23 protein-coding genes are annotated in these 24,233 nt (G+C 63.4%); 12 read left to right on the forward strand and 11 right to left on the reverse strand.

What is annotated here, in order from left to right:
• Positions 1 to 303 carry a DUF1840 domain-containing protein gene (locus AC4BBN_RS05305; RefSeq protein ID WP_490590905.1) on the forward strand — a complete coding sequence of 101 codons (303 nt, stop codon included), beginning with the start codon at positions 1 to 3 and terminating at the stop codon, positions 301 to 303.
• Positions 304 to 324: 21 nt separating this feature from the next.
• Here AC4BBN_RS05305 and AC4BBN_RS05310 read toward each other — a convergent pair whose 3' ends face one another.
• Both AC4BBN_RS05310 and AC4BBN_RS05315 read right to left on the reverse strand, forming a co-directional pair.
• Positions 325 to 1,344 carry a tripartite tricarboxylate transporter substrate-binding protein gene (locus tag AC4BBN_RS05310; protein WP_490590906.1) on the reverse strand — a complete coding sequence of 340 codons (1,020 nt, stop codon included), beginning with the start codon at positions 1,342 to 1,344 and terminating at the stop codon, positions 325 to 327.
• On the reverse strand, positions 1,344 to 1,781 hold the full coding sequence (locus AC4BBN_RS05315) for a universal stress protein (protein ID WP_490590907.1): 438 nt from the start codon (positions 1,779 to 1,781) through the stop codon (positions 1,344 to 1,346). Before AC4BBN_RS05315 ends, AC4BBN_RS05310 begins: the two co-directional genes overlap by 1 nt.
• Before the next feature lie 82 nt (positions 1,782 to 1,863).
• On the opposite strand from AC4BBN_RS05315, the gene AC4BBN_RS05320 reads away from it, so the two are divergent.
• Positions 1,864 to 2,598, forward strand: coding sequence for an alpha/beta fold hydrolase (locus AC4BBN_RS05320; RefSeq protein ID WP_490590908.1), 735 nt, complete (start codon positions 1,864 to 1,866; stop codon positions 2,596 to 2,598).
• A 4-nt stretch (positions 2,599 to 2,602) separates the two neighbouring features.
• Here the strand turns inward: AC4BBN_RS05320 and coaD are convergent, their stop codons facing one another.
• From coaD to AC4BBN_RS05340, 4 genes are read right to left on the reverse strand one after another with little or no spacing between them, the layout of a single operon-like run.
• Positions 2,603 to 3,103 carry a pantetheine-phosphate adenylyltransferase gene (gene coaD / locus AC4BBN_RS05325; protein ID WP_490590909.1) on the reverse strand — a complete coding sequence of 167 codons (501 nt, stop codon included), beginning with the start codon at positions 3,101 to 3,103 and terminating at the stop codon, positions 2,603 to 2,605.
• Positions 3,100 to 3,759, reverse strand: coding sequence for a 16S rRNA (guanine(966)-N(2))-methyltransferase RsmD (gene rsmD / locus AC4BBN_RS05330; protein WP_490590910.1), 660 nt, complete (start codon positions 3,757 to 3,759; stop codon positions 3,100 to 3,102). The genes coaD and rsmD overlap by 4 nt, the downstream gene beginning before the upstream one ends.
• The gene (locus AC4BBN_RS05335) at positions 3,756 to 5,099 is read right to left on the reverse strand and encodes a M16 family metallopeptidase (RefSeq protein WP_490590911.1); all 1,344 of its coding nucleotides are present in this window, start codon (positions 5,097 to 5,099) and stop codon (positions 3,756 to 3,758) included. Before AC4BBN_RS05335 ends, rsmD begins: the two co-directional genes overlap by 4 nt.
• Positions 5,099 to 6,481: a M16 family metallopeptidase gene (locus AC4BBN_RS05340; RefSeq protein ID WP_490590912.1), complete on the reverse strand. Its 1,383-nt coding sequence runs from the start codon at positions 6,479 to 6,481 to the stop codon at positions 5,099 to 5,101. Before AC4BBN_RS05340 ends, AC4BBN_RS05335 begins: the two co-directional genes overlap by 1 nt.
• 28 nt (positions 6,482 to 6,509) lie before the next feature.
• On the opposite strand from AC4BBN_RS05340, the gene ftsY reads away from it, so the two are divergent.
• On the forward strand, positions 6,510 to 7,580 hold the full coding sequence (gene ftsY, locus AC4BBN_RS05345; RefSeq protein ID WP_490590913.1) for a signal recognition particle-docking protein FtsY: 1,071 nt from the start codon (positions 6,510 to 6,512) through the stop codon (positions 7,578 to 7,580).
• A gap of 4 nt (positions 7,581 to 7,584) precedes the next feature.
• Here ftsY and AC4BBN_RS05350 read toward each other — a convergent pair whose 3' ends face one another.
• Positions 7,585 to 8,340, reverse strand: coding sequence for a hypothetical protein (locus AC4BBN_RS05350; RefSeq protein WP_490590914.1), 756 nt, complete (start codon positions 8,338 to 8,340; stop codon positions 7,585 to 7,587).
• 100 nt (positions 8,341 to 8,440) lie between these two features.
• Between AC4BBN_RS05350 and AC4BBN_RS05355 the strand changes: the two genes are divergently transcribed.
• Positions 8,441 to 9,145 (forward strand): alpha/beta hydrolase, encoded by a 705-nt coding sequence (locus tag AC4BBN_RS05355; protein ID WP_490590915.1) that lies wholly within the window; start codon positions 8,441 to 8,443, stop codon positions 9,143 to 9,145.
• The gene (locus AC4BBN_RS05360; RefSeq protein WP_490590916.1) at positions 9,142 to 10,398 is read left to right on the forward strand and encodes an Hsp70 family protein; all 1,257 of its coding nucleotides are present in this window, start codon (positions 9,142 to 9,144) and stop codon (positions 10,396 to 10,398) included. Before AC4BBN_RS05355 ends, AC4BBN_RS05360 begins: the two co-directional genes overlap by 4 nt.
• Before the next feature lie 83 nt (positions 10,399 to 10,481).
• Here AC4BBN_RS05360 and AC4BBN_RS05365 read toward each other — a convergent pair whose 3' ends face one another.
• The 3 genes from AC4BBN_RS05365 to glmU all read right to left on the reverse strand — a co-directional run bounded on the left by AC4BBN_RS05365 (position 10,482) and on the right by glmU (position 13,243).
• Positions 10,482 to 11,042: a DUF2059 domain-containing protein gene (locus AC4BBN_RS05365; protein ID WP_490590917.1), complete on the reverse strand. Its 561-nt coding sequence runs from the start codon at positions 11,040 to 11,042 to the stop codon at positions 10,482 to 10,484.
• 63 nt (positions 11,043 to 11,105) lie between these two features.
• The gene (locus AC4BBN_RS05370; RefSeq protein ID WP_490590918.1) at positions 11,106 to 11,846 is read right to left on the reverse strand and encodes a sensor histidine kinase; all 741 of its coding nucleotides are present in this window, start codon (positions 11,844 to 11,846) and stop codon (positions 11,106 to 11,108) included.
• Positions 11,843 to 13,243, reverse strand: a complete 1,401-nt coding sequence (gene glmU / locus AC4BBN_RS05375) for a bifunctional UDP-N-acetylglucosamine diphosphorylase/glucosamine-1-phosphate N-acetyltransferase GlmU (protein ID WP_490590919.1) — start codon at positions 13,241 to 13,243, stop codon at positions 11,843 to 11,845. The genes AC4BBN_RS05370 and glmU overlap by 4 nt, the downstream gene beginning before the upstream one ends.
• Here glmU and AC4BBN_RS05380 point away from each other — a divergent pair.
• The 3 genes from AC4BBN_RS05380 (at position 13,242) to AC4BBN_RS05390 (ending at position 15,726) form a co-directional block, all read left to right on the forward strand.
• A complete protein-coding gene (locus AC4BBN_RS05380; RefSeq protein ID WP_490590920.1) occupies positions 13,242 to 14,108 on the forward strand; it encodes a DUF6279 family lipoprotein in 867 nt (288 codons plus the stop codon). The two genes, glmU and AC4BBN_RS05380, sit on opposite strands and share 2 nt — an antisense overlap.
• A 162-nt stretch (positions 14,109 to 14,270) precedes the next feature.
• The gene (locus tag AC4BBN_RS05385; protein WP_490590921.1) at positions 14,271 to 14,957 is read left to right on the forward strand and encodes a helix-turn-helix transcriptional regulator; all 687 of its coding nucleotides are present in this window, start codon (positions 14,271 to 14,273) and stop codon (positions 14,955 to 14,957) included.
• 106 nt (positions 14,958 to 15,063) lie between these two features.
• Positions 15,064 to 15,726 (forward strand): Crp/Fnr family transcriptional regulator, encoded by a 663-nt coding sequence (locus tag AC4BBN_RS05390; protein ID WP_490590922.1) that lies wholly within the window; start codon positions 15,064 to 15,066, stop codon positions 15,724 to 15,726.
• A gap of 54 nt (positions 15,727 to 15,780) precedes the next feature.
• On the opposite strand, the gene AC4BBN_RS05395 is transcribed toward AC4BBN_RS05390, so the two are convergent.
• On the reverse strand, positions 15,781 to 16,308 hold the full coding sequence (locus AC4BBN_RS05395) for a GNAT family N-acetyltransferase (protein ID WP_490590923.1): 528 nt from the start codon (positions 16,306 to 16,308) through the stop codon (positions 15,781 to 15,783).
• 133 nt (positions 16,309 to 16,441) lie between these two features.
• On the opposite strand from AC4BBN_RS05395, the gene AC4BBN_RS05400 reads away from it, so the two are divergent.
• The 4 genes from AC4BBN_RS05400 to AC4BBN_RS05415 are packed head-to-tail and all read left to right on the forward strand — an operon-like array spanning position 16,442 to position 24,147.
• Positions 16,442 to 16,747 (forward strand): 2Fe-2S iron-sulfur cluster-binding protein, encoded by a 306-nt coding sequence (locus AC4BBN_RS05400; RefSeq protein WP_490590924.1) that lies wholly within the window; start codon positions 16,442 to 16,444, stop codon positions 16,745 to 16,747.
• A gap of 23 nt (positions 16,748 to 16,770) precedes the next feature.
• Positions 16,771 to 20,805: an ATP-binding protein gene (locus AC4BBN_RS05405; protein ID WP_490590925.1), complete on the forward strand. Its 4,035-nt coding sequence runs from the start codon at positions 16,771 to 16,773 to the stop codon at positions 20,803 to 20,805.
• Between the two features lie 45 nt (positions 20,806 to 20,850).
• Positions 20,851 to 22,737: a cytochrome P450 gene (locus tag AC4BBN_RS05410; protein ID WP_490590926.1), complete on the forward strand. Its 1,887-nt coding sequence runs from the start codon at positions 20,851 to 20,853 to the stop codon at positions 22,735 to 22,737.
• The gene (locus tag AC4BBN_RS05415) at positions 22,738 to 24,147 is read left to right on the forward strand and encodes a hypothetical protein (protein WP_490590927.1); all 1,410 of its coding nucleotides are present in this window, start codon (positions 22,738 to 22,740) and stop codon (positions 24,145 to 24,147) included.
• Positions 24,148 to 24,233 lie beyond the last annotated feature (86 nt).

The following is a 24,233-nucleotide window of genomic DNA, read 5'->3' on the forward strand; positions in this document are numbered from 1 at the left end:
ATGCTGTACAAATTCAAATCCAAAGCCGACGGCGATCTCATCATGCACGAAGCCAATGGACGCCAGGTACTGGAAATCATCGGTAAGACGCCAGGTGCCCACGGCATCATTTTGGTCAGCGAGTTTGCGGCAGCCGAAGCCGCGCTGAACGCTGCCGTTACAAAAGACAACCAGGAACGCAAGGAAGCCACCGCAGAAGCCAAGGCCCATCTGGCTGACACAGTATCTCTGCAGCAGCGCGCCATGCCCTTTATCGCCATGCTGCACCGCTGCGCCAAGGAAGATGCCGACGTGACCTGGTAGCTTGCAGCGGCTGCGCCGAGCTCAATCGGCGTATACGCCTGCAGCCTTGATGATGGGGCTCCATTTGGCAATTTCGGCGGCCACGAACTTCTTGTGCTCCACCGGCTCCAGGCGTTTGTCCGCAACTACGACGGCCCCTTGATCTGCCTGCTTGCGGATGAAATCCGGGTCTTTCAGTGCAACCTTCAGCGCCGCATTCAGCCTGGCCAACACAGCTACTGGCGTACCCTTGGGTGCGTACAGGCCATGCCAGATCGTGACCTCAAAGTCCTTCAATCCGAGCTCCTGCAAGGTCGGCAGGTCTTTCAACAGGGGCGTGGTCAGGCGCTTGGCTGTCGTTACAGCGAATGCCTTGACCTTTTTGGCCTCGATCTGGTTGGTAGTGTTGGTGGTCTGGTCGCACATCAGATCGATCTGGCCGCCAATCAGATCGGTAATTGCAGGTGCCGCTCCCTTGTAGGGCACGGTAGTCATATCGGCTTGCAGCGCACTTTGAAACAACAAGCCGCACAGGTGTGAGGCCGAGCCCACCCCGGCATTGCCCAGGTTGATACGGCCCTTGTTCTGCCCAATCCAGGCTGCCAACTCTTTGTAATTGCTGGCAGGCATGCTGGGTTTACTCACCAGTGTCATGGGAACCTCGTCCACCAGGCCCAGGTATTCAAAATCTGTTTCCACCTTGAACGGCAGGTTGCGCACCAGGGTGGGCATGGTGGCCATGCCGATATGGTTGAGCAGCAAGGTATAGCCGTCTGGCGTGGCGCGTGCGGCCTTGGCCGACCCGATGGAGCTACCGGCACCGGCAACGTTGTCCACCACGATGCTGATGCCGCCCAGTGGCTTGCGCAAGGCCTCGGCCAGATCTCGCGCCACCCGGTCCGTGGGGCCACCAGCTGAAAACGGCACGATGATGCTGATGGTTTTACCAGGGAAGCCGGCCGCCTGGACCGACAGCGCCAAAGAGCTAGCCGCCAGCACCGCCGCGCATTGCTTGAGCGCAAGCAATGGCCTGAGGCTGACGGCCCAGGGTCTGAAGGGCATCAGGCGTCCTCCTGTGGTTTGATCACCATCACCGGCACATTGGCCGCATGTAGAACCTCATGCGACACCGACCCCAGCAAGGCGCTGCGCAGGCTGCCCTTGTCACGCGCGCCCATCACCACCATATCGCAGCCGTAGCGTTCCACGATGTCGATCAGGGTATGGGCCGGGTCACCACTGGCCACCTCGCACTCAAAAGGAATATCGGCCTCCCGCAACAAAGCCTCGCCGGCCTTGAGCGCATGGGCACCGGCCTGGGCACTGGCCCGCTCAATCAGCAAAGGGTCGGCGGCCATCACCATCTCGTACAACTGCGCGGGCTCTTGCACATTGGCCAGCACCACGCTGGCCTGCAAGCCCTGGCGCACCAGGCTGATCACCTGCCGCACCGCCTGCAAAGACACGTCGGAGCCATCCAGGGGCAACAGAATTTTCATGGCTTATCCTCTCGAACTTTGAAAAGTCCAGCATAGGCCCAAATCCGCCTTCAACGCCACCCCCGCCGCCAAAAGATTCCGCATGCCCGCATTGATATTGATACCCGGACTGGCCACAGACGCTGAAATATGGCGCGATCAGCTGGCCGCACTAGCTCCGCGCTGGCGTGCAATGGTGAGTGATGTACATACACGCCACGCCCGGATCGAAGCCATGGCCCAGGCGCTATTGCAAGAACACAAGGGCCAACTGCTGCTGTGCGGCGCCTCCATGGGCGGCATGGTGGCCATGGAGGCCGCGCGCCTGGCGCCCGAACGCATCCTGGGGCTGGCCCTGCTGGGCACCAACGCCCGCCCGGAAACCGAGGCCCACCGGCGGCAACGGGAAAATGCCATCCAGATGTTCAAAGACGGGCGGGTCGCAGAATTCGTGCGCGCCAGCAGCGCCATGGCCTTTTCGCGTGAACAGGCCTGCAACAAAGCACTGGCGGCGCGCTACAGGGAGCTGGTCTTACGCGCCGACACCACACAGTGGGTAAGGCAGAACCAGGCCCTGATGGAGCGGCCCGACGCCCGCCTCCATCTGCGCCAAACCCGCTGCCCGACGCTGGTGCTGTGCGGCGCCGACGACCTGATGACGCCCCCCGAACTATCCCGCGAAATCGCCGCCCTGGTGCCGGCTGCGGAGCTGCATCTGCTGCCCCGGTGCGGCCACATGCTGACGCTAGAGCAACCCGCTGCGGTGAACCGCCTGCTGCTGGACTGGCTGGACCGCTTGCTGCCCACGCCAACGTCGCAGACGCCACACCGAACGTAAAGACTCAGGGTGCCGCCCGCTCGCGCACCTTCGCATCCAGCTGCTGCTGCACAAAGGGCGAGACGAATTTATGCACTTCGCCGCCCAGCAAAGCGATCTCGCGCACAAATGTGCTGGACACGAACTGGAAGCCGTCGCTGGGGGTAAGGAAGACGGTTTCCACGTCTGGCATCAGGGTGCGGTTCATGCCGGCCAGCTGAAATTCATAGTCAAAGTCGGTCACCGCGCGCAGGCCGCGCACCATGGCCTTGGCGCCGCGCGACACCACGAAGTCGCGCAGCAGGCCGGAGAAGCTTTCCACCTGCACCTGGGGGTAAACCTTGACCGATTCGCGCACCATCTCCATACGCTGTTCCAGGCTGAACAAGGTCTTCTTGTGGTGGCCAGCTGCCACCGCCACGATGACGCTGCCAAACAGCTGGGTAGCGCGCCGCACCACGTCCTCGTGGCCCAGGGTCATGGGGTCAAAGGTGCCGGGGTAGACGGCCACAATCGGCGGATTCATGCCGCACCCCCCGCATCTCCAGCCGCCAGCAGCTGCAGCAAATGGGCGTGGACCGCGCCCGCCTTGAGGTAGCGGAAAGTGCGCAGGCCATGCGGCTGCAGCAACTCGTCGGTCCACTTTGCGGGGGCCTCCAGGTACACAAAGCCCTGGGCCTGCACGGCCCGCGCCGCCGCCGCCAGGGCGCCGGCATACAGGTCGGACTCGAACGGTGGGTCCAGCAGCACCAGGTCCACGCTGGCCGGGGCCAGCTGGCGCAAAGCCGCCACGCCATCGCCGCGCTGAATCTGCGTGGCACTGGCCTGCAGCTTGATTTGCGTGGCTTTCAGCTGGGCCACCAGCGCCGGGTCTTGCTCGTAGAGATGGACGCTGGCTGCACCGCGCGACGCAGCCTCAAACCCCAGCGCGCCGGTGCCGGCAAACGCATCCACACAGCGCCAGCCGCCCAGGTCCTGGCCCAGCCAGTTGAACAGGGTCTCGCGCACCCGGTCGGGCGTGGGGCGCAGGCCGGGCTTGGAGGCCACCGCCAGGCGGGTGCGTTTCCACTGGCCGCCGATGATGCGCACCTCGCCGGGCTTGCCGCCCACCGGGTGCGGGTCCGAGGGGCGGGGTTTGGTCTTCTTGGCAGGGGATTTGGTGGGGCGCTGCAGGGTGCTCATGGGTTTTCTCCGACCACTACAGTGGCCATTTTTTCGGGTTGCAGTACGCGGGCGAACGCGGCCTTAATGTCGGCCTGGGTCACACGTTCAATCTGTTCTGTCCAGTGGTCCAGGTAGTCCAGTGGCAGATGGTTCCAGGCGATGTTAGCCACGTTGTCCAGCAATTTGCGGTTGCTGTCCAGGCGCAGGGCGAATCCACCCTCCAGATTGTCCTTGGCGGCCTGCAGCTCGGCAGCCGTCGGGCCCTCGGCCACGAAGCGGGCCAGCACGTCCTTGGCCACCTGCAGCGCCTGCACCGCCTGGTCGGGACGGGTCTGCAGGCCGATGGTGAAGGCGCCGGCATGCCGACCCGGCGCAAAAGCGCTGTAGACGCTGTAGCTCAGGCCGCGCTTCTCACGCACCTCGCTGGTCAGGCGTGAGCCAAAGCCCCCGCCGCCCAGGATGTGGTTGCCCACCAGCAGCGGGAAAAAGTCAGGGTCAGAACGCGCGTATCCCGGCTGGCCCAGCAGCACCTGCGCCTGGGCCGCAGCAAAGGCAATGTGCTGCTCGCTGGCTTTTTGCAAAGGGGCCACCTCGGGCACAGCCGGCAGGGCCGGGCATTGCGCCGTCTGCGGCAGGCGCTGCAGCAGGCGCGACACCAGTTGCTCGGCCTGCGCCCGGTCCACCGCCCCCACCAGGCTGACCGTGGCATAGCAGGGCAGGATTCTGCTGGCGTACAGCTTGCGCATATCCGCCACGCCGATACGGGCCAAAGTCTCGGGCGTCAGCTCGCGGCCATAGGGGTGGTCGCCGTACACGGCAGTTGAAAAAGCGCGGCCGGAAATCGTCGCCGGCCGGGTATTCGCCTCTTTCAGCGAAGCCAGGATGCGCGGGCGCTCGCGCTCCCATAGCGCCTCGGGAAAGGCCGGCTCGGCCAGTTGGCGGGCGGCCAGGGCCACGGCCTTGTCCAGCAGGTCAGGGTAGGTCAGGGTGCGCAGCGCAAAGCCCATGCGGTCGGCGCTGGCACTGCTGCTGAAAGATGCGCCCAGATCGGCCCAGGCCTCGCCCAAGGCGTTTTCATCCAGCGCGGGCTGGCCAGCACTGGCCCGTATGCCGCGCCCCGCCGTGGCGGCCGTCAGGCTGGCCAGGCCGGTCTGGGCCACGGGGTCACGGCGGCTGCCGGCGTCGAAGTCGATCTGCACGTCCAGCATGGGGATGCCGGGGCTGGGCACCAGATAGACCTGGGTGCCGCCCTGCGTCCAGTGCTGTATAGGAATGGCGGCTTGCGCAGCTTGTACATAAAAAAGGCCTCCAGCGCATATAAATACTGCGCAAGCAGCTATCTTTTTAATAGTATTCATCAGCGCAGATCTCCGGTGGGCAAGGCACGGGACTTTTGACGGTTCGGGTCCAGCGGCTGGGGCCGCAGCGCCGCCACGGTCAACAGGTCGTCGCCAAAATAGCGGGCGGCGACGGCCTGCACCTGGGCGCCGGTGATGCCGCGCAGGCGTTCGATCAGGCGCCGGTTGGTGTCCAGCGGCAGGCCCTGCACCCAGTGGCCGCCCAATTCACGCGCTTGGTTCATCACCGAGTCCAGCTTGTAGACCTCGCTGGACACCCACTGGGTCTTGACGCGGTTCAGCTCGGCCTCGGTCACGCCCTTTTGCGCCACCAGGGCCACCTGGGCCCGCAAGGCGGCTTCAACCTGTTCGGTGGTGTGGCCGCTGGCAGGCACGCCTTCCAGGATGAACAGCTGCGGGCCCCGCCCGATCAGGCCGCTGTAGGCACCAGCGCTGTCGGCCACCGGGCCACCCGGCTGGCCGTGCTCCTGCGTCAGCGCGCGGTCCAGCCGGGCGCCGCTGTAGCCGTCCAGCACGGCGGCCAGCACGGTCAGCGCCAGGGCATCATCGTTGTCATCAGCCAGGCCGGGTATCTTGAAGGCCAGGGTCACATAGGCCTGCTCGGCCGGGGCCTTGAAGTCCATGCGCTTGATGCCGGCCTGCAGCGGCTCCAGCCGGGGCTTGCGCGGCGGCACGGCGCGCGCCGGGATGCTGCCGTAGTACTTGCTGGCCAGCTGGCAGACCTGGGCCGGGTCCACGTCGCCGGCCACCACCACAGCGGCGTTTGCCGGGGTGTACCAGCGCTGGTAGAAGGCCCGGGCGTCGTCGGGCGTCATGGCGTCCAGGTCGCTCATCCAGCCCACCACGGGGCGGCGGTAGGACGAGGCCATGAAGACGGTGGCGTTCAGCGCCTCGTTCAGCAAAGCGCGTGGCGACTCCTCGGTGCGCATGCGGCGCTCTTCCTTCACCACCTCCAGCTCGCGCTTGAACTCCTCGTCGCTCCACTGGTTGTGGGCAAAGCGGTCGGCCTCCAGCTGCATCACCGCTTCCAGCTTGGTGGCGGGGATCTGCTGGTAGTAGCCGGTGTTGTCCTTGGCGGTAAAGGCGTTTTCACGCCCGCCCAGGGCGGCCACGCGGCGCGAGAACTCGCCCGGCGGAAGGCTGGGCGTGCCCTTAAACATCATGTGCTCCAGAATATGGGCCACGCCCGAGCTGCCGTCCACCTCGTCCATGGAGCCGGCACGCACCCACAGCATGTGCACGGCCGTGGGGGCGCGGTGGTCGGGTTGGACGATGACCGCCATGCCATTCGGCAGGTCGCACCGGGTGACCGCGGGCGCTGCAGTTTGGGCGTGGGCCAGGGCACTCAGGCCGCAGCACAACAGGAGTAAATGACGTTTCATAGAATGGCTGATTCTAAGAACGCACCAAATGTTCAGCTTTTTCAAGAAAAAACCTCCCGCCCCCGATACCGCCGCCCCCGTGGCGCCCCCCAGCCCGGCCGCCGAAGCCCCTGCAGCAGGCTGGCTACGCAACCCATTTACAGCCAAACCCGCGCCTGCAGAAGCGCGGGTACCAGCCGCCGTCGCAGAGCCCGCCGCACCCCGCGCCGGCTGGCTGGACAAGCTGAAGAACGGCTTGCGCAAGACCGGCTCCAGCATCACCACCGTCTTTACCGGCACGCAGATCGACGACGCCCTCTACGAAGAGCTGGAAGACGCGCTGCTGATGGCCGACACCGGCGTCAAAGCCACGCAGCACCTGCTGGCCGACCTGAAACAGCGCGTCAAAGCCGCCAAGGCCACCGAGCCGCAAGCCGTGAAGGCCCTGTTGGTGGAATCCATCACCGCCCTGCTGGCGCCGCTGGAAAAAGCCCTGGTGATCGGCCAGCACACGCCCACGGTGGTCATGGTCACCGGCGTCAACGGTGCCGGAAAAACCACGTCGATTGGCAAGCTGACGCGCCATCTGTCTGCGTCAGGCGCTAGCGTTTTGCTAGCAGCAGCAGATACCTTCCGCGCCGCAGCACGCGAGCAGCTGGGCGTCTGGGCCGACCGCAATACGGTGGAAATCATCAGCCAGGACGGCGGCGACCCGGCCGCCGTGGCCTTCGACTCGGTCAGCGCCGGCAAGGCCCGTGGCCGCGACGTGGTGTTGGTGGACACAGCTGGCCGCCTGCCCACCCAGCTGCACCTGATGGAAGAGCTGAAGAAAATCCGCCGCGTGGTTCAAAAGGCCGACCCCACAGCGCCGCACGAGGTGCTGCTGGTGATTGACGGCAACACCGGCCAGAACGCCGTTAGCCAGGTGAAGATTTTTGACGATGCGATCCAGCTCACCGGCCTGATCGTCACCAAGCTGGACGGCACGGCCAAGGGCGGCGTGCTGGCCGCCATCGCCCAGGAACGGCCCATTCCGGTGTATTTCATCGGCGTAGGCGAAAAGCTGGAAGACCTGGAAACCTTCAACGCGCGCGAATTCGCGCAGGCTTTGCTGAGCTAGTTTCTTACTGCGCTGGAGCCCGGCTATCGCACCGGCCGGCGTACAGCACTTCGCCCCCCGGTGCCTGCAACCGGGCGCGGCTGGCCTGGCGGTCCACGATCCACTGGGCGCCGCTGCCAAACACCACCTCTTTGTTGTCCACAAAGCCGGAGCTGAGCCACTGCCGGTTCACGGCCACGGCGTCCTCTTGCTCGCTGAAACGCAGCTCCACACCGCGCCGCACCTGGGTGCTGCCATCGGCCCGCAAATCGCAGTACAGGGTGCGCGTGTCGGGCGGCCCGCCCTGCTCCAGCAGTTGGCGCGCGATCTGGCGCGCCCGGCCGGGCTGGCTGCTGCTGCGGCAGGCAAATTCAGCCACCAGCCAGGTGCCGTCCAGCATGTGCACCGGCGCAAACACCAGCTGCGCCATGTCCAGCGGCCCGCTGCGCCGCTGCAGCGGGGGTGTCTCGGCCTTCAGGGAGCCCGACGGAAGGGTCGATTCCAGCGTAGCAATGCGCAGCGGCCCCTGGCAGTCCACCACGAACTCGGCGCTGCCAGCGACCGGACTGGGCTGGTGCAGATTGATCAGGAAATAGCTGCCGCTGACATGGTTACGGTCCACGATCTGTAGCGAAACTGCGTCCACGCCGACCAGCACATCGTCAATACGCTGCACGATCTGCATGTCCTTGCTGGCGGGCAGATTGGTTGCGGGCTGCGCCCAGGCCGGGCCCAGCTTGGCGCAAAAAGACAACAGAATAAGGATGCGGAGATAGAGCACCCGGTGATTTTGCCTGCCTTGGAGGCGGCAGTAGGCCCGGGTCTTTAGAATCGACCCCCTTCTGATGCCGCAAACCCGCGGTTTACCCGTATGGACTCCCATGACTTCTCCCGTTAGTGCCTCGTTTAATGCCCTGTTGCAACGCATTGAAATTGAAAGCGCGCCGCAGCCCACCGCCGCTGTGATCTGGCTGCACGGCCTGGGTGCCAGCGGTGACGACTTTGCGGCCATCGTGCCCGAGCTGGACCTGCGCGGCTGTGCACCCATCCGGTTCGTGTTCCCGCACGCACCCACCATGCCGGTGAGCATCAACAACGGTTACGTGATGCCCGCCTGGTACGACATCAAGAATGTGGACCTGGTGCGCCAGGAAGACGCGGCCGGCATCCACGCCTCGGCCCGCGCCATCGAGGCCCTGATCGCCCACGAAGTGGCACGCGGCATCAAACCCCAAAACATCGTGCTGGCCGGCTTCTCCCAGGGCTGCGCCATGGCCTTGCACACCGGGCTGCGCCATCCGGCACGGCTGGCAGGCATCATGGCCTTGTCGGGCTACCTGCCGCTGGCCGACACCCTGGCGACCGAGCGCCACCCCGCCAACTTCAACACCCCCATCTACATGGCCCACGGCACGGCCGACCCGGTGGTGCCCCTGGCCCGCGCCGAAGGCTCACGCCAAGCGCTGACCGCACTGGGGCACCCAGTGCAGTGGCACACCTATCCCATGCCGCATAGCGTGCACCCACAGGAAGTGGCTGACATCAGCAACTTCCTGAAGTCTGTTCTGGGAGCGGCACAGGGATGATGCTGGGAATCGACTTTGGCACCTCGAACACCGTAGCGGCCCTGGTGCGGGCAGACGGCAGCCTGGAAACCATCCCGCTGGACGCGGGCAAGCCCACCCTGCCCACCGCGCTGTTCTTCTCCTACGAAGACCAGCACACCAGCTTTGGCAGCGCCGCTATGCAGGCCTACCTGGCGGGCACCGAGGGACGGCTGATGCGCTCCATCAAAAGCCTGCTGGGCAGCCGGCTGATGGACGAGAAAACCGTGGTCAACGGCCAGCTCATCAGCTACACCGAGATCCTGGTGCTGTTCTTCAAAGAATTGAAAAAGCGCTCCGAAGCCCATCTGGGCCACGCCGTGCAGCACGCCATGCTGGGCCGCCCGGTGCATTTCGTGGACGACGACGCCCAGCGCGATGCCCTGGCCCAGGCCACGCTGGAGCAGGCCGCCCGTGCGGCGGGCTTTGAGGACGTGCAGTTCCAGTTGGAACCCATCGCGGCCGCGTTCGACTTCGAACGCCGCGTCAGCACCGAGACCACGGTGCTGGTGGTGGACATTGGCGGCGGTACCTCAGACTTCACCGTGGTCCGCGTCGGCCCAGGCCGCCAGCTGCACGCCGACCGCGCCAGCGACATCCTGGCCACCACCGGCGTGCACATCGGCGGCACCGACTTTGACCAGTTGCTGAACCTGCGCCACGCCATGCCGCTGCTGGGCCTGGGCCATACCGGCCCCAGCGGGCGCGAGGTGCCGTCCGGCATCTTTTTCGACCTGTCCACCTGGCACCTGATCCACCAGTCGTATTCACGCAAAAGCCTGGCCCAGGCCACCGACCTGCGCGACGACTACAAGGACCGCGCTCTGCACCAGCGGCTGATGCACGTTCTGGAAGAGCGCGTGGGCCACCACATCCTGGCCAATGTGGAAACCAGCAAGATTGCCTGCTCGCTGTCCGGGGCGGAGGCGACCATGGACCTAGATTGCATAGAGCGCGGTTTGACAGCCTTGCTCACCCCTGAAGGCCTGGCCCAGGCGCTGCAGGCCCAGCTGGCACGCGTGGTGCAAACCGCCCAGTCCTGCGTGGATATGGCTGGGCTGGCCCAGCCAGACGTGGTCTACCTCACAGGTGGCTCGTCTGCCCTGGCGCCGCTGCAGCAGGCCATGCAGGCCCTGTTCCCCCACTCCCGCCTGGTGGCGGGCGACCGCTTCTCCAGCGTGGCGGCCGGCTTGGCCTATGCAGGTTCGGTGGCGCGGGAGGCTGTGCCAGCCTAAAGCTGCGCGCAGGATTCGCTATCAAATAAATAGCCGCCAGCGCAGGTAGATACTGCGCTGGCGGCTATTTTTATGCCTAGGCCTTATTTGCTGGCGGCAGGTGCAGCGCCCATGACGCCCACAGCGCTCAGGCGCTTGACGATGGCCGCATCCAGCGCGCGCAGCTTGGTCTCGATCTGGCTCTTGCTGTCGGCGGAAATCTTCTCGAATATCGCCTTGTTCAGGTCTGGCGCCATCTGCGAATACTTGCGTAACACGGGCGAATCCAGCACCGCAATCAGCTGACGCAACTCGTCTTCGCTGAAGCGACCATCCAGCAGTGGGCCGACGGCGCTAGGTGCGAGCTTGGTCAGACGGTCGCGCAGCATGGGACGCACATCGTCCACGTATTTCTTCACATCGCCTTGCACGTCCTTGGCCAGGGCTTCGCGCTTTTCAGGCGGTACCTTGAACTGGATCACCGACATGGCGTTCTGCATCAAACGCAGGGCATCCCCTTCGGCCAATTGGCGCGACATCTGGTCCAGCGTGGGCTGTTGCAGCTGCAACACCTTGTTGATCAGCTCTTGCTTGGCTGGGCTAATTTCCGCCTGCGCCAAAGCAGCTGCAGCCAGCAAAGTTACCGCAAGGATGGTTTTTTTCATGGTCGGTTCTCAGTTGGAAAAATATGTGGCGGGTAGTGGCACTCTGCGAAACATTATCGCGCCCTAACCAGGCAGGGTGAAACGCAGGGTACAGCCGCCATCCAGCACGCCTTCCGCATGGATGCTGCCGCCATGGCGCAGCACGATCTGGCGCGCCAAAGCCAGGCCCACACCTGCGCCCTCGAACTCCGACGTGGTGTGCAGGCGCTGGAACAGGTCAAACATGGATCCGCTGGCCGCAGGGTTGAAACCCACGCCGTTGTCGCGCACCCAAAACGCCAACATACCATCCTGCAGCTCCCAGCCCAGCGCAATCTGCGCCAAAGCACGCGATCGGGTGAACTTCAGCGCATTCGACAAAAGCTGCTGCCACAACTGGCGTATGAGTGCGGGGTCGCCATGCACCTCGGGCCAGCTGTCGGGCAGCTGCCACTCCACTTGGCGGCCGGCCGCCGCAGTTGCCAGTGCACGCTGGGCCTCGGCGACCAGCGCGGCCATGGGCAGCACGACCGGCTGCACGGCCACACGCGATAGGCGGGACAGCTCCAGCACGGCGTCCAGCATGCGGGCCATATTGCGCGCCGCTTGCTCCAACGTATCCAGGCATTGCGCAGGGTCTTCGCCCTCGGCCAGCATCTCGCGCACCAGTGGCGCGTAAGCGGTGATATGGCGCAGCGGAGCCCGCAGGTCGTGAGACACGGTATAGGCGAAGCGCTCCAGCTCAGCCTGCAGCGCGGCGTTGTGCGCTTCGCTACGTTGCAGGCAGGCTTGCAGATCAGCGATGGTGGCGTCGGCCCCGCTCAAGGTTTGGCCTTTTTCGGACGGTTCCAGTTGGTAATCGCTACCTGGCGGCCACGCGCCACGCTGAGCACGCCGGGCGCGGCATCCTTGGTCAGGGTAGAACCACCGCCCACCGTACCGCCCGCACCGATGGTGATGGGCGCAACCAGCACGCAGTTGCTGCCCACATGCACGTCGTCGCCAATCACCGTGCGGTGCTTGTTGGCGCCGTCGTAGTTGGCGGTGATGCTGCCGGCGCCATAGTTGACGCGCTCACCCACGGTGGCGTCCCCCAGGTAGGCCAGATGGTTGGCCTTGGCGCCGTTGGCCAGGGTGGAGTTCTTCACCTCTACAAAGTTGCCGATATGCACCTCGGCACCCAGCTGGGCACCCGGGCGCAACCGGGCGAACGGGCCGATCAAGGAGCCGGGCCCTACCGAAACACCCAGCTTTTCACCATCGATATGGGTGAACGGGTGGATCACCGCGCCCGCGGCGATCTGGGCGTTGGCGATCACGCAGTTGGCGCCTATGCGCACGCCTTCGCCCAGGCTGACCTGGCCTTCAAACACGCAGTTCACGTCAATTGACACGTCCTGCCCGCACTGCAGGCTACCGCGCACATCAAGCCGCGCTGGGTCGGCCAGGCGGACGCCCTGCTCCATGAGTGATAGCGCCTGCTGCCGCTGGTAAGCGCGTTCCAGCTCGGCCAGCTGCACCGGGCTGTTGACGCCAGCGACCTGCAGCTCGTCGCTGATCTTGTGCGCCACTACCGGCACGCCATCGGCCACGGCCATCTTGACGATGTCGGTCAGGTAGTACTCGGACTGGGCATTGCGGTTATCCAAGCGGCCCAGCCAGGTGCGCAGATGCGCGGCGGGCACGGCCATGATGCCGCTGTAAATCTCGCCGATGGCGCGCTGTTCGTCCGTAGCGTCCTTGTGCTCGACGATGGCCAGCACCGCATCCCCGTTGCGCACGATGCGGCCGTAGCCGGTTGGGTTGGTCAGCTCCACCGTCAGCAGGGCCAGCTTGCTGCCAGCGCCCACTGCAATCAGCTGGCGCAAGGTGTCGGCCTGGGTCAGTGGTACGTCGCCCGACAAAATCACCACCACGCCGTCATCGGCCAGCTGAGGCAGCGCCTGCTGCACCGCATGGCCCGTACCCAGCTGTGGCTCCTGGCGTGCAAAATTTATAGAAAAAGTATCGCCAGCGCCGGTATATCCTGCGCTGGCCGCTTCAACTTCTGTAGCACCATGGCCGGTGATAACCACCACATTGCGGGGCTGCAGACTGCTGGCGGTGTGGACAACATGGGCCAGCAACGCACGCCCGGCCAAAGAGTGCAACACTTTGGGCAGCTTGCTTTTCATGCGGGTGCCTTTGCCCGCTGCCATGATGACTACGTCAATTTCTGCCATGTCTTGCTTCTTCAAAGGTAAATGGATTGGGATTATCAGCCTGTTGTTGGTTGGCATTCTGCTGTCCGGCTGCACCAGCCTGAAGCTGGCCTACAACCAGGGCGAGCATCTGGGCGTCTGGTGGCTGAACGGCTATGTGGATCTGGACAAGACCCAGGCGCAGCAGGTACGCGAAGACCTGCGTGCACTGCAGCGCATCCAGCGCCAGCAGCAACTGCCCATCTACGCCGACTGGCTTCAGCAACTCCAGGGCCAGGCCGCACAGGACACCACGCCTGAACAGGTCTGCGCTGCAGGCCAGCAGCTACGCAGCTTTGCGATGGCTCTGGTGTCCTCGACCGAAGGCGCGGCAACCACCCTGGCCCAAAGCCTGAACCCGGCGCAACTACAACATCTGGAGCGCAAGTTTGCCGACAAGAACGCCGACTACCGCAAGGAGTGGCTGTCCCTGGAGCCGGCCGAGCTTCAGGCCAAGCGCCTGGACACCGTACTGGAACGCGCCGAAACCGTCTACGGACGCATGGACACGGCACAGAAAGCACTGCTGCGTCAGCAATCAGAACAATCTTTGTTCGACCCGCAGCGCACGCACGCAGAGCGCCTGCGCCGCCAGGCCGATATGCTGCAAACACTGCGCCAATCGGCCCGTGGCCCTGATGCACGCAGCGCCATCCATGATTTGTTGGCTCGCAGCCTGCTCCCAAGCACGCCCGCAGACCTTACATACACAGAAGCACTGCGCCAGCAAGACTGCCAAAACATCGCCGCCTTGCACAACAGCACCACGCCCGCCCAGCGCACCGCTGCGGCCCGCTGGCTGGCTGGATACGCCAAATTGCTGCGGGAGTTGTCTACCCAGGGCTGAATGGCAAACCGAATTTTGGTGCATGCGTCACAAAATTCGGCTGGCAAAGTACCCACCTAAAAACAGCCTGATTGCCTATCCTTCAACTCAATACTGTTGTGCGTTGCAACACGCTCCACCAAACTGCATTTCGCGGGAACAACAGGCTTGAGGGATAACGCCATGCTGCATACCGATTTTTCTGACTCCATCACCGACAACCTCAGCTATGTGGATGAGCCCCTGTCCAGCGCAGCAGCTTCGTCACCAGACGCCCTGGTACTGATGCAATGCGTGCTGGAACAAATGGACTACGGCCTGGCACTGGTCCACATGGTGACGCGGCAAATCCGCTTCTCTAACCGGCTCGCCTATAGCAGCCTGCAAGGCACCGGCAGTGCACGCAGCGGGCTATGCATTGCGGATGGTCGCTTAACTACCTTACTCAACTCCGACGAAGCCCAACTGGAACACGCCCTGCTGCGTGCCCAATCCGGCGTACGCGCGCTGATCAGCCTGGGTGGCGAAGACTGCACTACCAGCGTAGCCGTAGTCCCACTGACAGCACCCGGTGCAGGCCCCTTCGCCTTGCTGGTATTTGCAAAGCAACAGCTCTGCGACAGCTCCACAATCGCGCTGTTTGCGCGCGAGCGCGGGCTCACGAGTGCTGAAAGCAATGTGCTGGCATCGGTTTGCAGTGGCATGCGCCCCACGCAGATCGCCGAACGCCATGGCGTGCAGATATCTACCGTTCGCAGCCAGTTACGCAGTATTCGGGTAAAAACCCGCTGCGATACCATCCGCCAACTGGTAGAGACCGTGTCCATCCTGCCGCCCATGGCGCGCCACATGACAGCATTGCAGCATTAACTCAAGAAAATTTGATACATTCGGACACACAAGTGTGTATCCGAATGTGACTCTGCGCATACCTATGGCATAGACTGGCGCGTACGCAGTACGCAGCCGTCTATCCATGAAACCCGCAATCGATACCCTGACTGAAACTTTCTGCAGCGACAACTCCATGCCGGAGTTGGTGCGGGAGTTGGTGCCCCTGGGCGAAGTCCGGCGCTATCGCAAAGGGACCATCCTGATCCATGAGGCAGACACCGGCGACACCTTGTTCGTTGTGGTGGATGGGCGGGTTAAGGTTTTTTGCACGGACGATAACGACAAGGAAATCACGTTTGACGTGATAGGCCCAGGCGATTACTTCGGTGAAATGGCACTGGATGGGGGCGCCCGGTCGGCCAGCGTGGTGACCATGGAGGCCACAGCCTGCGCGCTGGTAACGCGAAAAACCTTGTTGGCCTTCATTGCTACACGCCCCGAATTCGCGTTGGATCTGCTGTCCAAAGTGATCCGCCGAGCCCGCATGGCAACCAATAGTGCACGCAATCTGGCTTTTGTCGACGTGTATGGACGCCTGGTGCAATGCCTGCAAGGCCTGGCCACGCAACAAGCAGACGGAACCTTGCTGATAGCAGAACGCATCACGCACCAGGAAATTGCCAGCCGGGCCGGCTGCAGCCGAGAGATGGTGAGCCGAATCTTGAAAGACCTGGAAACCGGTGGCTACGTGCGGGTAGACAAGCGCCAGATCACTCTTTTGCAAGCCCTACCAGCACGGTGGTGACCTATGTGTTGCGTCCATCTGCTGCTGGCACCAGGCGCACAACACAGCGCGGCATCAATCCAAGGCGCGTTTGAGGCGAATTTCCTCGATTTTGATGTCACCCATGGGCACGGTCTTGGCGGTATTGAGTTCCCGCTTGAAGCCAGCCAAGTCAAAAAAGCGCAAAGCTCTTTCGTTGCGCAATGGAATCCAGATGGTGACGGTGGTGCAGCCCTCGTCTACCAAGGCCTCACGTGCGGCATCCCACAAAGCCAGGCCTACACCTTTGTCCCAATGGCTGGGGGCCACGTAAATAGACCAAACTTCACCCACGGTGTTCTTGGTGCCCTTGTCGCGGGAGCGGTCAAAGCCGACAAAACCTACGATAGTCTCACCGTCCAGTGCAACTTGCACCTGCGGATCTCCATATTCGATGGCCTCACGCCAGAGATTCAGGCGTTTGGCACTGGGCATGGTGTTGAGGTGCTCATCAGGCACCAGCCCCTTGTAGGCGGCGGCCGTCGCAATAACGTGGAGATTGGCGATGTCCTGGGCTTCGCGCAAAACTGCGGGGCGCACATCGAAAATGTATGAACTGGTCATGGGAAGAGAACGAAAAGAATAGATTGGGCCTGTAGCCCAGAGAGCGAAAACATTTCAGGGGAGAGGGATTGTCGCCGCAAAAGCTAGTCACCCAGGCTTTTGACGGAAAGCTACGACTAAACTTGGCCACACCATGCAGCAAGATACCATTTGTTTCAGCGCCCTATTGCTACCCGCAGAAAGTGGTTTTGATGCACCGCCAGATCTGCCCCTGCTGGTCGCAGCCGAGCATGCGGGCCTGCTGATGGCCAACTCCTGCCGTAACGGCACCTGCAGAACCTGCATTTGCCGCGTGGCCAGCGGCGGCGTCCGGTACCGCATCGCCTGGCCGGGCCTGAGTGCAGAAGAAAAGCGTGATGGCTACATCCTGCCTTGCGTGGCCTACCCCACCTCCGACGTCACCCTGGTACTGCCAGAGCGGGCCGGATACATTTCCTGATGCTCACCCCGACAGGAGCACCCGTGCACGCAGCAGACGCCGCCCCCACGCTCACCCTGACGGTGGTGGTGGACGGCACTCAACTGTCCATGGCGCTGTCTGATGCACAAGCCATGGGGCATATCGCCAGCTGCTCCATCAACGATGAGCAAATACGCACCCTGCAGGCCTCGAAGGGCCATCCATTCACGCAGGGCGCAATCCTATTCGAACAACTATTCCCAGCAAGAATACGAAACGTCTTGCAACATAGCGCATCACGAGCCATTTATCTGCAACTAGATGAAAGCCTGTTGGCCATTCCATGGGAAATGGCTTTTGATGGCAAGCAGTTCTTAGGTGAAAAATTCCAGATCACCCGCCGCGTGCTGTCCGGCGCCCCCCCCAAGCGCCCAAGTCGCGCAGCGCCGCGCAGGGAGTCTCTGCGCGTCCTCCTGCTGCAAAGGCCGCACTGCACGCCCGCCCAAGAAGCGTACTGTGCAACGCTGGCTGAAAGCATTCTCTTTATCGAGGGCCTGGAAGCCACGCTGGTACACACCCAAACCGTCGAACCCACCAGCTTGCTCAAGCTCGTGCATGACAGCGACGTGGTGCACAGCATAGGCTCGGGCGACACCCTCCACGTAACATCTGATCACCAGGAAGCCGGCAACGCAGCGCAACTTTGGATATCCAGCTGTGGCAGCAGCCATATCAACATGCTGAGGCATGGCGCCAACGTACTGATACACCAGGATGTAGACGAAACAACACTGCATATTGACGGCATGCGGGCTTTCTACCAAGCCTTGGCCCAGGGCAGTACGCTTGGGGCAGCCGTGCAGCATGCACGGCATAACCGCCCCCACCAGCAGACTTCCACAGAAGCCCCCCCGTGGACCTGTGCGCTGTACGGCGATGCCGCATTGGTTCTGCACCCTTCCATGGAGCGCGCAGGCCTGGACGACAACCTGCGCCAAGTCACGGCCGTGTCCTGCGACCTGGTGGGATCTACCCACCTGCTGGACACCTGGGGGGCCGAACGGTACAGCGAAGTGCTGGACACCTACCACACGGTATGCGCAGGCGTGGTGTCGCGCTGGGGGGGTATTTCGGACACCCCCCAGGGCGATGACGGCATCATGTGCTACTTCGGCGTACCTTTGGCCTACGAAGATTCGGTGGCACGCGCACTGCGCGCCGGGCTGGAAATCCTGCAAACCGTCACCCAGTTAGGGGTACAGGTACGGCTTGGTGTGGTAACCGGCAATGTGGTGGTGCGGTCTGGCCAGCCTTTTGGCGTTTCCTTGCACCTGGCCGCACGGCTGCAGTCCGTCGCCCAGCCCAACACCATGGTTGCAAGCGATTCAACACGGCAAATTGTCAAAGAAAAATTCATCTTTGAGCAGCTCACCAGCCTGCCACCACTCAAGGGATTTGCCCCCGCCACTGCAGCCTACCGCGTGGTCAGCGAAGTGCCCAATGGCAGCCAGGTGGCTCAGGAGTCCGCGCCACGGCGCACCCCTTTTGTAGGCCGCAATGCAGAACTCAGTGCACTGAAACAGCACTGGAGTGAAATCAATAGCCAAGGCGTACGTGCCGTAATGGTGTCGGGCGAGGCTGGCATTGGTAAATCACGTCTGGCCAGTGAGTTTCGCCGTTCGCTGCAAGCCCGCAAATTGGCGGTACTGGAATGCCGCTGCACGCCAGACCATGTGCACAGCACATTCCACCCTTTGATCGACTTTCTGCGCCGCCAGCTGCGCATCGCGGATGAAGAGTCGCCGGACAGCAAGCTCCACAAGATCCATGCGCATCTGCCCGAAAACCTTTTGCAGACCGATGCCCAGGCTCTGATCGCCGCACTGCTTTCGATTCCGATGGACGGCAGACTGGCTGCCCTGTCCTATACCAAAGAAAAGCAACGCGAACGTACGCTGGACGTACTGGTGGCCTGGCTGCTGCATGCCACACAGCGGGGCCCGGTCTGCCTGCTGATGGAAGACCTGCAGTGGGTGGACCCATCTACACGTGAATTTCTACACCGCGCCATGGCCGAGGCGGCGCAGCGCCCCCTGCTGGTACTGCTTACCCTGCGTACCGAGCAGTCCCCGGTACCGGACACCGGCTTTGCGGTGCACGAGATTCCACTCAAAGGCTTGTCACCCGAATCCACGCGGGCCATGATTCTCGGCGCCTGCGGGCCCTCCGCCGTACCTGGAGAAATGGTGCAACTCTTGGCCGCCAAGGCCGATGGTGTCCCCCTGTTCATCGAAGAATCGGCCCGCATGGTGATGGACCTGGGGGTTCAGGCCCACAGCCATGATGCGGCCATGGCAGCACGCTTCACCGTGCCCGCCACCATCCACGACCTGCTGATGGCGCGGCTGGATCGGCTGGCCACCGCCAAGCAGGTTGCGCAGGTGGGCGCCACCATAGGACGCGAGTTCTCGCTGCCACTGCTGCAGGCCATCGTGGCACACGAAACCTCCCCCATCGGACTGCATGACCTGCCCGCACGCCTGGCAGCGTTAGTGCGCTCCGGGCTGGTGATTGAGACGAACGACGCTGCGGGCACCCACTACTACTTCAAGCATGCGCTGGTGCGCGATGCGGCCTATGAATCCCTATGGGAGCGCGACCGCAAGCGCCTGCACCGCACCATCGCCAACGTTGTGCGCGAGCAATTCCAGGACCTGGCGCAAAGCCAGCCCGAGTTGCTGGCCCACCACTTCGCGCAATCGGGCAACGATGCGCAGGCACTGGAATACTGGGAGCGGGCCGCCCGCCGCGCCGCCACCCGCTCGGCCCATCTGGAAGCCATCAACCACTTGCGCAGCGGCCTGGCCGTTTTGCTGCGGCTACCGCCAGTATCCGAACGTGACCGTGCGGAGCTACGGCTGCAGCTGCTGCTGGCAGGCCAACTCATCGCCACCCACGGCTATGGAGCCGACCAGGTAGGGCACGCCTATGAACGCGCAGCCGAACTCTGCCAGCGCGTTGGCGATGAAACCGCGCAAATGAAAACCCTGCTCGGACTGGAGGGCTACCACTTCATGCGCGCGGACTTTAACCGTGCGCATGAAATTGCCCAACAGGCCGCAAACCTGATCGGCGAGGCTGCCGACCCCATGCGCAAAATCCAGGTGCAATGGGCGGCAGGCAACATCCTGTTCCACAAGGGCGACTTTGTGGCCTCCCTCGCGCACCTGGACGCCTGCCTCACCGGCTACCGACAGCTACAGCACCACCCCAGCGTGGTGCAAGACCCCGGCATCATGAGCCTGTGCTATTCCGCTTGGGCCGTATGGGAACTCGGCCTGGCTGACCAGGCGCTGGAGCGGGCACGGCAGGCAGTCGCCCTGGCCGAACAACTCGGCCACAAATTCAGCATGGGCGAGGCATTTGCCTTTTGTGCATCGATACACCTGTTCCGGGGTGAAATTACCGAAGCGATGCACTGCGCCAAGCAGGCCAAAAGCATCTGCCAGGAAGGCGGATTCGCCGTCTGGCTCGCGTATTCCACCTTGCTGCATGGCCGCCTGCTGGCCGAGCTGGGCGACCCCGAGGCCGGCGTGGCAGAAATGCAGCAGGCCTACCGCATGTGGGTCTCCACCGGCGCCGTCGTTACCCGTCCGCTGTACCTGGCCATGCAGGCCGAAGGACTGGCACTGGCCGGCAAACCCGATGAAGGCCTGGCTCTGCTGTACCAGGCGTTCGAGATCGTCTGCCAATACCAGGAGCATTACCACGAGGCCGAAATTCGCCGGCTCACGGGCGAGTTGCTGCTGCAATCCGCTGGCCTGCACGGACAGAACAGGTACCAGGAAGCCGAGCAATGGCTACAAGGCGCGCTGGACTTTGCCCGCAATCGCCAGCACCGGGCCGCAGCACTGCGCTGCGCCACCAGCCTGTCAAAGCTGTGCATAGCACAAGGCCAACATACAGAGGCAAAAAACATACTTAAAACTGAGTATGACGTCGTATCAGAAGGTTTCTACACTCGCGACGTGCAGGTTGCTGGGGCTTTGCTGGAGCCTTTGTTGCCAGCCGAATACGACCCCTTCGCCACCGCTTGAAGCTCGCAGTCGGTGAATGGGCAACCAGTCACCCACGGAGCCCGCATGCCCCCCACCACCCCACTACTCGCCGCCTTTGACGACGCGCAGATCTCGGCCTTCCAACAAAACCGCCTGCTTTTCTCCTGGCTCAGTGACGAGCAACAGCGTGCCGCGTTGTACCAGGAGCTGCTACAGACCCCGCGCGTGCTGCAGTTCACAAGTTGCGCCGACACCAAGATTCACGCCAGCGACGCCGGGGACTCGGTCTACCACCAGCAGGTCTACCTGCTCTCGCAACGCGCACACATCGAGCAGGCGCTGACCAACACCTCGTTTTTTAGCAACTCGCCCTACCTGGCCCTGGGCAGCGGCACCTTCATGCTGGGCCTGGACAAAGACCAGCCCACGCCTGCCACCGACGAACACAAGGCCCAGCGCCAGTTTGCAATGAGCGCATTCAAATACGATGGCCGCACCATCGCCGCGCTGTCTGCGCTGGCCTACCAGGCGGCTTCGGTACTGCCGCTAAAGACCCGCGAATTCGACCTAGCCTATTTGAGCGAACAGGCCGCACTGCGCTTTGTCGGCTTCCTGTTCGGCTTTGCCCAGTCCGACATAGGCCTGCTGGAACAGACCATGCGCCTGGCCTATAACGGCATGAGCTACCAGATGTTTGCCCGCCACTTTGTCGCCAATCCGTTCGCCGTGCCCCAGGCCTCGGGTGCCATGGGCATGCTGCTGGTGCGCGTGGGCCAGCTGATCGACCAATACCAGAAAGCCATCGGTAAAAAAGAGCAGGACGAAGTTGCTACTCTGCAGCAAGAGCTGAAAGACCTGCAAACCTTTGCCTTCCCGCCGCAAGGCGCGCTGCTGCTGAAAGATTTCGAACCCATCCTGCCACGGCTGGCACGCACTGCGGCGCAGTATTCGGGCACCGAGCTGGCGGCCATCGTGGTCGGCTCCATCGCCGGCATCATCGGCAATGTGCAGGCCAGCGTCAGCATCGCCATCAGCCAATTCTTCACGCTGCACCAGATGCCACTGGCCCAAGCCGCAGCATTGCGTGCTGCGCAGAACCCGGCCGATGCCGGTGCCCAGAATGCATTCAGCGCGCTGATTTTGGAAGCGCTGCGCCTGCAGCCACCCGCGCCCTTCCTGCCGCGCCGGGTGCTGAAGGACAACCCCTTTGGCGACGCGGACGGCCTGCGCGTCCCGGCCGGCTCGCTCGTCATCCTGGCCATGGGTGCCGCCACGCGCGACGACGGCCAGCCGCATCCGCACGACTTCCGCCCCACGGCCACCAAAGACGATCCGCTGATCTTCGGCGGCGACCCCGGCGACCACCTGCACCAGTGCCTGGGCAAATACATCGCCATGCCGCTGGTGGCCCAGGTGGTGCAACAGGTGCTGCTGCTGCCCGGCCTGGCGCAAACGCTGGACCCGACCACTGGCGAACCGAACACGCTGCAAAAGCACTGGGGCTTCAACTGCAGCAGATTCCCGCTGCAGTACACAGTAGACAAGCGCGTCATCCAGCAGTCGCTGAACGTGGTGATGGAGATCAAGAAGCCGCTGGCCGTGCACGCCGAGGCGTTGAAGCAAATCATCGTCTACGGCGCGCCGCGCATCGAGCTGCGACTGCAGCAGGCGCGGCATGTGCACTTCGCGTTTTTCGAGTTTCTGGAGAACGACAGCAAACTGGTGCTGCACACGATTTTCGACGGCGACTTCGACGCCTACATCGAGCACTTTGCGCTGCAGATCGGCCCGCTGTTCGACCTGCTGTTCGAGCACATCGAAAACGCGCCGCCGCTGCCGGTGGCCGAATTCCCCAAGGAATTCATCGACGCGATCCGCCTGCACAACAAGCAGCCCGCCGGGCGCTATTTCTACAGCGCCTACCCGATGCGCACCGTGGCCGACATCAACGCCAGCCCGGAGGTCCGCTAAATGCCGCACACCGCCCGGCTTGAGAAAGCCCACATCCAGAACATCGTGGCCAATGGCTACGACTTCCACCACAGCCGCTACTGTGTGCTCAGCATCACCCAGGTCGGTGCGGCGCGGCAATTCCTGCGTGCGCTGCTGGACGGCGGCTGGGTCGTTTCGGCCACCGCCTCGCGTGCCGCCGCCGCGCGACTGAAGGCCGAGCAGCGCTGCCCGGTCGGCATAGGCTTTACCTTCAAAGGCCTGCAGCAGCTACAGCTACCCTCGGTGTACCTGCGCGCCTTCCAGGACCGGGCTCCGGCCTTTGCAGAGGGTGCCTACCGGCGCGCAGCGCACCGCCTGGCCGACACAGGCCCCAGCGCTGCCGAGCTGTGGGAGGGTAGCTTTCGCCCCAACACCGCCCACCTGTTTCTGACCCTGCATGCCGACACCTTGGCAGAGCTGGACCAGGCGCAAACCACGCTGCAACAACTGGCCGGCGACGCGTTTGCGCCAGAAGGCTGGACCGCCGCCTTCCAGGGCAGCCACCTGAACCACGACCGCAAGAAGCGCCGCATCCACTTCGGCTACCTGGACGGCATCACCAACCCGCTGGTCAACGGCCTGCACGCACATGCCGCCCACTATGCCGAACTGAAGATTGCGCCGCGGTTCCACGCGCCGGGCGAGTTCCTGCTGGGCCACGAGAACGATGAGGGCTATAACCGCTGGCTGCTCAGCAGCGAAGACGAAGCGGTGCGCCAGTTTTTTGTGAACGGCAGCTTCTCGGTGTTCCGCAAGATGGCGCAGGACACGGCGGCCTTCGAGTCCTTCGTGGACAAAGCCGCCAGCGATGCACCCTCAGCCGACTACGTGCGCGCCAAGCTGCTGGGCCGCTGGCACGACGGCAGGGTATTGGACGAAAGCTCACCTAACCAGCCCGGGCCGGACCACTCGCCGCAAACGAACGCCGAGCTGAACGACTTCGACTTCTCGGCCGACAAGCAGGGCCTGGGCTGCCCCTTTGGCGCGCACATCCGGCGCATGAACCCACGCGCCGATCCGGTCGTGCCGTTCCGCCGCCGGCCGCTGCTGCGCCGGGGCATTCCCTACGGCCCAGCAGGTGGCGGGGCCGACAGCGACCGTGGTCTGCTCGGCCTGTTCTTCTGCGCCAGCCTGGAAGACCAGTTCGAGCACCTGGTGTCCGAGTGGGGCAACAAGAACCCGTTTGGCACCGGCATCCAGGGCACAGCCAAAGACCCGTTGATTGGCAACCACGAAGGCGACGGCGGCCAGTACGACATTCCCGTAGCCGGCGGCGTCAACAAGCCACTGACCGGCTTCACACCGTTCATCACGACGCGCGGCACGCTGTACACCATGTTCCCCAGCCTGCCGGCGCTGCGTGTGCTGTCCGAGGCGCCTACTGCTTGATCTAAGCCAAATCGGCCTCTGGCGCAATTAATACCTGCGCCAGCAGCTATTAATAAGATAGCAAATGAAAATCTGAAAGGCCTCTT

The organism is Rhodoferax sp. SPJ21 (assembly GCF_058216335.1).